Source organism: Streptomyces sp. SID14478 (assembly GCF_010548525.1).
Classification (GTDB): Bacteria; Actinomycetota; Actinomycetes; order Streptomycetales; family Streptomycetaceae; genus Streptomyces.
Genome location: NZ_JAAGMG010000841.1, coordinates 1 through 9,608, shown reverse-complemented (window position 1 = coordinate 9,608; position 9,608 = coordinate 1). Strand labels below are relative to the sequence as shown.

Sequence of the window (9,608 nt, the reverse complement as noted above, 5' to 3'; positions counted from 1 at the left end):
GTACGCGACCGCTTCGTGCTGCCCTCCCAGCTCACCGACGAGGCCGCCGACCTCCTCCACCGTGCACGCAGCGCTGCTCTGAAGGTCCTCGACTCCGAGGTCCACGAACGCGACCTGGTCGACCGCCAGCGCGCCGAGCTCCAGCTCCCCGCGCAGGTCTGGGAGGTGGCCCGCTCCCTGGACCGCTACAGCGGCCTCGTCGAGGAGACTCCCGACACGGCGGAGGGCGAGCACGCCCAGGCGCCCCTGGACGCCCGCCGGGCGGCGCTGAAGACGGGCCTGGCTGCCATCGAGGTGCAGGTGGAGGCGCTGGAGACGTACGCGGCGCAGACGGCGGAGGCTGACGCTCGTCTGCGGGAACTGCAGCAGATGAAGCAACTGGAGAAGGACGGCGCCGACGTGCTGGACTTTCTCGCCTCGACCGCCCGCGCCGACCTGGCGACGGCCGAGGTGGGAGCGCTGTCTGAGCAGGCCAAGGTTGTTGCCGACCGGTTCACCGCCGCTCTCGTCGCGGCGAAGGACGCCGCGGTCCAGGCACTGCCCGCCGCACCCGCCGTTCTCGACAAGGTCCCGCACCCCGGGAAGGGGAGGTAAGTGCCCGCGGGCAATATGGAGTTCGGGAAGTTCGGCGCCCGCGGCATCAAGGGCGATGAGGCCGCGGCCCGCCAGCTCGACATCCTGGGTGTGTGAGGGCCCGGGGTGTGCACCGTTGCCGCCGGTTCGAGGGGGGCTCCGGGCCCTCACGGTGAGCTTGCTCCCGAGGAAGGAGGAACGCGCGCTCGCTGGTCTCAACGCGTGTTCCGAGCGCGCTGGGTCAGGATCGGGAGCATCGCGTTGGCAGCCGGTGCGCTCCACACGAAGTCCAGGACCACGTCGACGTCGGCTGCCGCCGCTCCGATCTCTTCGAAAGGTGACCGCCTGGTCGGCGCCCAGGTCGAGGAGTTCCTTGAAGCGGGTGGTGTCGAGGCCGACGGCGACGACCTGCGAGGCGCCGAACCGCCTGGCGATCTGGATGGCCATCCGCCCGGCGTTGCCGGAGGCGCCGAGGATCGCGACCTGCTGGCCTTCCTGGAAGGCGATGCGGCGGCGCAGGGCGACCCAGGAGGACATGCCCGGGTTCATCGCGGCAGCGATACGGACCGGATCGGCGTCGTCGGGCAGCAGGACACTGCGGCGTACGTCGATGACGGTGCGCTCGGCGAACGTGCCGAATGTCGTGTCGTCGAGGGCCACGTAGCGAAGGCCGCCTTCGACGTCGCGTACGACGCCGTCGACGCCGGGCACCAGCGGGAAGACGCCGGTGGCGGAGTAGTGGCTGCCGTTCGCCTTCGACCGGTCAGGTGGTGCAGGCCCGCGGCGAGGACATCCACGACCATCTCGTGGTCGTGCTGGGCGACGGGGTCGGGGTGCTCGCCGAAGGTGGGCGGGGTGTCGTACGAGGTGAGGACCGCAGCATGCATGACTGACTCCCGGGCAGGTTTGGTTTGCATTACCAATCTCTCTTCAGGTTGATTGGGAATGCAAACGAAGTCAAGTAGGGTGAGATCCATGGCCGCCGACAACACAGACGACGCCCTGGTAGACGGCCTGGTCCGCAGCGCCTTCCAGGTCATGGGCGTACTCACCCGCGTAGGCGCCGAGTACGACCTGTCCCTCACCCAGCTGCGCGTACTCGGCATCGTCCGCGACCGCCAGCCCCGCATGAGCGACCTGGCCGCGTTCCTCGGCCTCGACAAGTCGACCCTGTCCGGTCTCATCGACCGCGCCGAACGCCGCGGCCTGCTCGCCCGTGGCCCCAGCCCCGACGACAAGCGCGCCGTCGTCGTCCTGATCACCGACGCCGGCCACGAACTCACCCAGCGCCTGTACGCAGAAGTCCAAGACGCTCTCGCGCCGGCCACCGCACGACTCGCACCCGAGCAGCGCCACACCCTGGCCCAGCTGCTCGAGTCCGTCGTATCCTTGCCGCTGCAGCTTAAATCCCGTCCCGCCACGCGGCGCTGAACGGGCCGGCGCGCGCATCGCCAACAATGGTGCGGCAGTGGCGGAGGACGGTCGGCGCGGCGCGGTGTGCGCGGCGCGGTGTGCGCGGCGCGTGTTCAGCACAGACGGTCGGCCACGTCCTCGGATTCCTGCATACGTGGATGATCTGGGCGCGCTGACATGGGAGCCCGGACGACTGCACCAAGGACCTCAACGAGATCGTCAGAAACGCTCGCGAGCTGCGGAAGGCGATGAACGCCGATGCCTCCAGCGACCGGACTGCGGCGTACGTGCTGATCGACCAGATCGAGGAGGGCCGGGCGAAGGTCGAGGGGGACGCGGACTGGAACCGGACCCTGATCTTGCGGCCTGCCCATCAGCTGGAAGGACTGGCTCACCGCCCATCCGTCTCAGTAGCCTTCCCCCTTCCCCCTTCCCCCTTCCCCCTGCCAGCTTGGCCGTGTGGACCATCAAGCAGTGGCAGACCTTCACGCAGGACATCCGGCCAGGGCGGCCAGGGCGGCGGGCGCACGGGCTGTCCGTCCCAACCGGTGGCTGTGCCATCCGAATCGGCGCGCGGCGGCCCCTCCCCGGCGCCGGGGAGGGGCCGCCGCGCGTTCATGCTCCCTCCGTGAAGTCAGCGCTGCTGGTCAGAGCCTCGTGGGCGTCGATCTCGTCGGCAAGGCGAGCGAGCCGGGAGCGGGCCCCGCCCAGCGCGTCCGAGCCCAGCAGCAGGCGCAGCGGCGGCTGGTCGGAATCGACGGTTGCGGCAATCGCCGCGGCAGTGCGGGCCGGGTCGCCAGGCTGCTTGCCGGAGACACCCAGGGTGGAGGTGCGGCGCGCGCCCGCGCTGTGCTCGTAGTCGGCGAGGCGTAGCGGGGACTGCTGCATGGACGAACCGGCCCATTGGGTGCGCAGAGCGCCCGGTTCGGCGATGGTCACCGCGATGCCCAGCGGGGCGACCTCGGCGGCCAGGGATTCCGAGAGGCCCTCCAGAGCGAACTTGGTCGCGTGGTAGTAACCGGTGGCCGCGAACGCGGCCAGCCCGCCGAAGGACGACACGTTGACGATGCGTCCCGCCCGGCGGGCCCGCATTGCGGGCAGTACCGCCTTGAGAACGCAGACGACGCCGTGGACGTTCGTGTCGTACAGGGCGCGCACTACGTCGTCCTCGCCTTCCTCGATGGCGGCGAGGTAGCCGTAGCCGGCGTTGTTCACCAGCACGTCGATCGCACCGAAATGCTCCTCGGCGCGGGCGACGGCTGCCTGCACCGAGGCTGGGTCGGTGACATCGAGCTGTAGAGCCAGCGCCCGCTCGCCGAATGGTGCGGCGAGATCCTGCACGGAGTCGGCGTTGCGGGCGGTGACGGCGACGTGGTCGCCACGGCGCAGGGCGTGCTCGGCCAGCGCGCGTCCCAGGCCGCTGGAGCAGCCGGTGATGAGCCACGACTTTACAGATGCGCTTTCGTTGCTGTCGGACATGGCTCCATGTCAACAGCTGCCGCCGGATGCTGCCACGCCTGCTCAAGGGGGGCTCTCGCAGGGTCAGGCTCACCGGCTGGCTCCCTGAACGCCGGACGGCTCGACTGCCTGCCAGTAGGGTCGGCCGGGTGAGCCACGACGACAACGACCTGGGATCTTTCCTGCGCAGGCGACGCGAGCGGACCGATCCCGCACGCGCTGGTGTCGTCACCCACACCCGCCGCCGGGTCCCCGGGCTTCGCCGCGAGGAACTCGCCCTACTCGCCGGCGTGAGCCCTTCCTACTACACACGCCTGGAACAGGGACGTGACCGCCACCCCTCCCGCGAAATCCTTCAGGCCATCGCAGGCGTCCTCGAACTCGACGACGCAGAGCGCAGCTACCTGTGGTCCCTGGCCGCACCCGCCCTCTTCACCGACGCCGCCCCTGACCGTGAACCGGACGCGGTGCGCCCCGGCGTGCTCCATCTGTTGCGTCGCTGGAGCGACCTGCCGGCATTCGTGACCAGCCCCCGCCGCGACGTGCTGGCCACCACCGCCCTGGCACCCCGCCTCAACCCAGCCTGGGCGCAGGGCCAGAACCTCATCGAGTTCACCTTCCTCGATCCACGGGCACGCCAGGCGTATCCGCAGTGGCAGGACATCAGCCTCCAGGCTGTAGCCGGTCTGCGGGCCACCGCAGCCGCCCTCCCCGGCCAACTCGACGCCTTCATCGCCACCATGCGCAAGAGCAGCGACACTTTCAGAGCACTGTGGGACTCCCACGACGTCTATGACCGCATCCACGGTGCCAAGCAGCTACAGGTGCCGGGAGTTGGCCTGCTGAGTCTGGAGTACGAGACATTCGCCCTGGCAGGACCTGAAGGGCACGTGCTGTATGTGTACTTCGGCCGGGAAGGCAGCGCCGACGAGGCGACGATCCGCCGCCTGGCCGCCGGATAAACGCTCCTCGGCCCGGGGCACCGCACCACCTCGGCGGCATTCTGCTACAGGTCATATACCAGGGTGCGCCGCACGGCGTTGATGGGGTGGAGGGGCGGGCCGCCGCTGCGTGTGACGGCAAGAAGGGCCCGCCCAAAGTCCTGCTGTCTCCGAGGGTGTGGTCGAGCAGGACACGCTCATGCTGCTGCACGGCCTGCCGGGCGTGTAGCAGGCGCGTCGCACCCGTCTTGGCCTCCACCTGTATGGAGGCCAGGGCGAACTGCCGTTCAGACGGCCAGCCGGTATTCGTCGACCCACAGATCCTCGTAGTGGTAGAGGCTGGTGAGGTAGTCCCGCACCCTCGGTTCCCAGTCGACGGCCGTGCAAGATGCCCAGGACATACGCGGCGACAGCGGGACACACGACGTCTCCGGCCTGCTGGAACTGCGAGGAGCGCGACCCTTGCAAGGGATAGGTGGCACGGAACGAGGCGAGCGTCCCGGCCTCCGAGGGGTGCAGGCGCCGCCCGTCCCGCTCCCGGACCCAGGTGCGGGTCTTGCCTGTCAGGCACCATGACGGATTGTCCGCGGAGAAGCAGTTCCCGCCCTTGGCGCGCCCGGTGGCCGGGTCGGCGGGGCGCTGCCCGCGGGTGTTGACACGCTCGCCCTCGTTCCAGTCGAGCGCTTCGCCATGGCCGTGAACGGCAGTTTGTGCGCGGGCGGGGTGAGATCGACCCAGCGGAAGCGGGAGGCGAGCATGAAGACCCGCTTGCGGCGGGAGGCGATGCCGAGGTCCGCGGATTCCAGTACGGCCCAGGAGGTACGGAACCAGTCCGCGCAGCCGAACTCGACGGACAGCTCGTCCAGGATCTCTTCGGGCAGGTTGCTGGACTGCTCCATGGCCATCCACTGGATCGGCGCGCTCGCGGCTTGGAGGCCGAGCGGCCACAGCACGACTTCGAGCATCAGGCCGATGCGGGGGTCGGTGAGGTCGTCGAGCATGTCGTGCACCTGGGCCCAACTCTGTCCGGTGCGCGGGGCGTAGCCCTCGTGGTAGCCGAGGTCGGCGCACAGCCGGCAGTCGTCGTCGAGGTCGGGGAACAGTTCGTCGCAGCACACCTCGTCGAGGCGAATGAACCCTGCGGCTTCGCCGACGGCGGCGATGGCGTCGCGCAGGATGTCGATGTTGGCGGCGAGGATTCCGGCGCGCTTGCCCGCGGTGGAGAAGCTCGGGCAGGGCGGGCTGAGAATGACGCCGACGGTGCAGCGGCGGCAGAAACAGCGGCACAATCCGCTCCAAGTCCCAGACGGGGGCCGGTAAGCGTCAGATCACATCCCGGGTTCGTGCCACACGATGTCACCGCGCGCTGCACGCTGCCGCGCGCCCACCGCAGCACATCGCTGTTCGGCTGCCGACCCGACAGGCGCTGTCACCGCTCCGTGGGCGCGCACAGCGGTGTCCACCAGGCCCAGGTGGTGAAGCCTCACCGTCGCGGCCGCCTTCAAGGACGGCGGCTGGCTGAGGTCGGCGGCCACGGCATAGTCCAGACGTTCTCGACGCGAACCGCCCCCTGTCCGGAGCGGGCTGGCCCCGACGTCATCACCTTGAGGCAGCCGCCGATGATGCTCACCATCATTCTCACCGGCGGCCACTGCCTGGCTCAGCGTCGGGCGTGATGTCCCGCGCGGTCGCCTCGCCGCCGCTCCAATCGCAAGGAAGCCGCACGCGGACCTCACTGCTCAGATTGTCCTCAAATCCGCTCAGGTCGCCTCCGCCGCTCCCTGATAATGACGCTCCCCATGATGGATCGCCGGAGGAGAGAAGTGGACCTGACGCATAAGATCTTCACATCGATAGAGACCGCAGTACCACCAACTTGGCTCGCCATCCCGCTGAAGGTTGCCGCTACTTCCCTCGCATTGCTCGGCGCACTCACCTTCGCCCGCCTGCTCGCCAGGATCCTCTGGGTGGAGGTGAGCGTACGTTCCGAACGCAGGTGTTGGTATCCAGAAGTACTGGATTATGCCAGCAAGATCGGTGTCCACGTAGGTGATCCCGCTTGGCGAAAAAAGCTCCCTCGGTCATGGATCGACCTGGAGCGAAGGAACCCCATGTGGCTTTTCCGCTACGCAATGGCTCGCCGCCTCACCAGGCAAATATCCGCGAAGAGCCTCGAAAAGATGGCGAAGAGAAGGAATCTTCTAGAAAATTTGTCGCGAACGCCGATGCGGGTCCTTAAACTACTCTCTAGGCGATCTCTGATTCTCCTTGTATCCGGCGTGGTGGTATATCGACACGAGCGTCCGGGTGGGGCATCAACGGATCTTCGAGCGATTTTGGATCGAATCCCCATGGTCGCAGACCAGAGGGCATGGGCGCCCACCCTGGTGCTGACAATCGGATTCTTTGCATTCACTCGAAGTGGAAATTTGATCGACAGGATCCGGGCGAGAGACGAGGCAGCAAAGGATGCGAACCGCTTGCTGACTGAACTCCTCGCAAAACTTTCAGAGCTTGACGTCGCACTGCAAGAGGTGTACGAGAACTGCGATTCATATCGTTCTGCCTACCTGGATGTTGCCTCCGGAGCCGCTGAGTCCGGGCGGCTGGCATGGTCTCCAAGGTTCGGCTTCGAAAGTGATCGCTACATGTTCAGAACAAGCTTGTACGGAAGGAAAACGCTAGAAATACTTCTGGAGGAGCGGGAGTTCCAGAGGCTCCAGTCTACCTTGGATTCCGTCGCCGACCATCTGGCGGACATGCGGAGCAAGGGCATCTCCTCCGTAGCCCTAAGAATCCTAACCCCCGTTTGGGCGGAGATTTACGACTGCCGACTCCAGTGGCACCTCCACCCCTCCAGGGCCCATCACACCATTGGCATCAGGGACTCGATGCTGGGATTGGGCTGGTTGAAGGAGCGCCTGGAATCCAAGGAACGTCAGTTCGGGCGCCTTTTTAAGGAGGGAGAGCTCGATGACCGCGACAAGCTCGACTCGATGCTCGTGGAGGAATCGTATCGACTGGATGAACTGATTCTACAGAGTAAGATGGCACACTCTAAATTGCAGAAAATCGAAAGTTTTCTACTCAAGCGCTTGCACGGGACATCGCTCACGAAGCTTGTCAGCGCTGTGGGACACAAGTAGAGTGCGGCCAAAAGCCAATGATGTCAAAAACCAAGAGATTCGGGGCCTTGATCGACGGGTGAGACGCGCCAACTCGGCGACGCGCTCAATCCCGTACTCGCCTGGGTCTGCCGATTCCACGCGAACTCGCTCCTCGGCCGCCACATCGCGCCCCGGCGACCCGGCCGGGGGCTGCGGGGGCCGAACCGCAACCGGCTCCGGCTCCACCGGAAGCGGGCGACAAAACCCCCCGCTGCCGGCCACTGCCCGGCGCGAGCAACGCGAATCTGCGCCCAGCTCGAGGGCGTCGTGTGAAAGTTCCGGTCCGGGGCCCCGTGGCGGGATATACCCGAGCGATTTGGACCGTAGCCCGTCTACGACTGGCGGACCTCCCTGGCCAGCGTGGACTCAACCACGGTCGACCTCTACCGCGAGCGCCACACCGTCTAGTCTTCTGAGTCAGGAATTCTATTCAGATAGCTGGCGAGGCGTTCGAGGATCTCGTCTGCGGTCTTGGTCCAGACGTAGGGCCTGGGGTCGGTGTTCCATGCGGCGATCCAGGTCCGGATGTCCTTCTCCAGGGCCTGGACGGTCTTGTGGACGCCTCGCCGTATCTGCTTGTTCGTCAGCTCGGCGAACCGGCCTGAGACGAGACCGCTTCCTTGCCAAAAGTCCACGCCGCGCCCTTCGGTCCACCGCGGCTGGCCTTCCGTTGAAGGTTCACCCGGATCGGCAATGGACCTTCCCCGAACGGCCGTCCCTGAGTGCCTGACCGGCAGCCGCAACTCCTTGCTGCTGCCGGTCAGGCACAGGAATACCTCATGTGGATGGACGGCACCATTCCTTGACGTTCCGTCATGAAAACAGTGCGACCTCGCGTTGTGCACTATCGGGAGGTGTCCCTTGAAACGCACGATGCTATTCCGCGGGGTTGTGCTGACACTAGCGGCAACTGCGTTGAGCGCGGGCTGCTCGAGCCAGCAGCCAGAAGAAGCATTCGCGTCCAAGCCCAGAGTCACGGGTTCGACACCTGTGCGCCCGGATAGCCTGACCGCAAGGATGAACAGAGAGATTGACAAAGGGGTCGGTTTCTCCGTCCGCGACGCGACCGATCTCAATCGAACAGTGGAGCTGCAGCACACCGATCTCTGGAAATTCTGTCTGTCGCGAAAGGGTGAAGGGCCGGACTCGGGAGAGCTCGGAGCCGTTCCATACGGAGAAAAATGCCCATCCCGCTGGAACGCGCATGTTCCGACGCCCAAAACTCCCAGCGTTACCGGAGAGAACTTCAAAAGAGGCAAGGCCAGGGGAGCGACGGCCCGTTGAGCAAGGTCATGGATGCAGCATGTAAGGATGTCCGCCGATCACGCCTCCTGTCGTGGGCTGCCGTAGCATCAGCTTTGCTTGCCGTTCTGCTCGGTCTGTTCATCCACACCGGGGATGACGACAACGACAGTGAACCCTTTTCATCCTGCTGCTGAGCTGGCCTGATGCAGGACTACGACGGCCTGGACGGTGGCGGTGATGCGGGTGGTCGAGCACCGGAGTTTGCGCAGGAGTCGCCAGGTTTTGAGGGTAGCCATGGCTCGCTCGACGAGGGCCCGGATCTTGGCTTGAGAGCGGTTCACAGCCTGTTGACCTGCTGAGAGTGTGCTCCACCGGCCGCGAAAGGGAACCCGAATCGTGCGCCGGGCTCCCTGGTAGCCCTTGTCAGCCCAGCAGGTGATGCCTGCCTGATCGAGAGCGTCGACGATGCCGTGTTCACGGGCCGCGCGCACATCGTGGACTGCGCCAGGTAATGCCGGCGAAGCCCACAGCAGTTCACCGAACGGACCCGCGATGACCTGCACGTTTATGCCGTGCCTGTGGTGCTTCCCCGAGTAGAACGGGCGGTCGGCGGCAATCCGGTCGATGGCCAAGAGTGTCCCGTCGAGCAGCACGTACGCCTTCATCGACGCCGCCCGGACTGCCTGCGCGAGCGTCGGTGCGAGTGTGGCCAGCAGGTCGACGGCCTCGGTCACGTAGCGGTAGACCGTACTCGTCCCGACCCGGAATCCCGCCGCGAGCTGGGCATACGTTGTTGCGTTCCGAAGGTGCG

General features: G+C 66.4%; 8 protein-coding genes and 2 pseudogenes. 6 read left to right on the top strand and 4 right to left on the bottom strand.

Features of this window, described 5'->3' with window-relative positions:
* The 4 genes and pseudogenes from G3I40_RS27465 to G3I40_RS27450 all read left to right on the top strand — a co-directional run.
* Window positions 1-594 (top strand): hypothetical protein (locus G3I40_RS27465; RefSeq protein ID WP_203644662.1); only part of this gene is annotated, 594 nt, incomplete at its 5' end.
* Window positions 595-681, top strand: a pseudogene (locus G3I40_RS27460) (transcriptional regulator); the annotation flags it as partial.
* A gap of 153 nt (window positions 682-834) precedes the next feature.
* The gene (locus tag G3I40_RS27455; RefSeq protein ID WP_164304965.1) at window positions 835-1,512 is read left to right on the top strand and encodes a hypothetical protein; all 678 of its coding nucleotides are present in this window, start codon (window positions 835-837) and stop codon (window positions 1,510-1,512) included.
* 36 nt (window positions 1,513-1,548) lie between these two features.
* Window positions 1,549-2,004, top strand: coding sequence for a MarR family transcriptional regulator (locus tag G3I40_RS27450; RefSeq protein ID WP_164304963.1), 456 nt, complete (start codon window positions 1,549-1,551; stop codon window positions 2,002-2,004).
* 597 nt (window positions 2,005-2,601) lie between these two features.
* Here the strand turns inward: G3I40_RS27450 and G3I40_RS27445 are convergent.
* Window positions 2,602-3,465, bottom strand: coding sequence for an oxidoreductase (locus tag G3I40_RS27445; protein WP_164304961.1), 864 nt, complete (start codon window positions 3,463-3,465; stop codon window positions 2,602-2,604).
* A gap of 128 nt (window positions 3,466-3,593) precedes the next feature.
* Here G3I40_RS27445 and G3I40_RS27440 point away from each other — a divergent pair, with 128 nt between their 5' ends.
* Window positions 3,594-4,406 carry a helix-turn-helix transcriptional regulator gene (locus G3I40_RS27440; protein ID WP_164304959.1) on the top strand — a complete coding sequence of 271 codons (813 nt, stop codon included), beginning with the start codon at window positions 3,594-3,596 and terminating at the stop codon, window positions 4,404-4,406.
* Between the two features lie 542 nt (window positions 4,407-4,948).
* Here G3I40_RS27440 and G3I40_RS27435 read toward each other — a convergent pair.
* Window positions 4,949-5,674, bottom strand: a complete 726-nt coding sequence (locus tag G3I40_RS27435; RefSeq protein WP_164304957.1) for a DNA cytosine methyltransferase — start codon at window positions 5,672-5,674, stop codon at window positions 4,949-4,951.
* Between the two features lie 534 nt (window positions 5,675-6,208).
* On the opposite strand from G3I40_RS27435, the gene G3I40_RS27430 reads away from it, so the two are divergent.
* The gene (locus G3I40_RS27430) at window positions 6,209-7,531 is read left to right on the top strand and encodes a hypothetical protein (RefSeq protein ID WP_164304955.1); all 1,323 of its coding nucleotides are present in this window, start codon (window positions 6,209-6,211) and stop codon (window positions 7,529-7,531) included.
* 425 nt (window positions 7,532-7,956) lie between these two features.
* Here G3I40_RS27430 and G3I40_RS27425 read toward each other — a convergent pair.
* Together G3I40_RS27425 and G3I40_RS27420 are read right to left on the bottom strand one after the other, a co-directional pair.
* A pseudogene (locus tag G3I40_RS27425) lies at window positions 7,957-8,148 on the bottom strand (IS630 family transposase); the annotation flags it as partial.
* Window positions 8,149-8,976: 828 nt separating this feature from the next.
* Window positions 8,977-9,608 (bottom strand): transposase family protein (locus G3I40_RS27420; RefSeq protein ID WP_164304953.1); only part of this gene is annotated, 632 nt, incomplete at its 5' end.

Excerpts from the sequence above, each read along its gene's own strand:
- G3I40_RS27450 (WP_164304963.1), top strand. The coding sequence starts at position 1,549 with ATGGCCGCCGACAACACAGACGACGCCCTGGTAGACGGCCTGGTCCGC.
- G3I40_RS27445 (WP_164304961.1), bottom strand. The coding sequence starts at position 3,465 with ATGTCCGACAGCAACGAAAGCGCATCTGTAAAGTCGTGGCTCATCACC.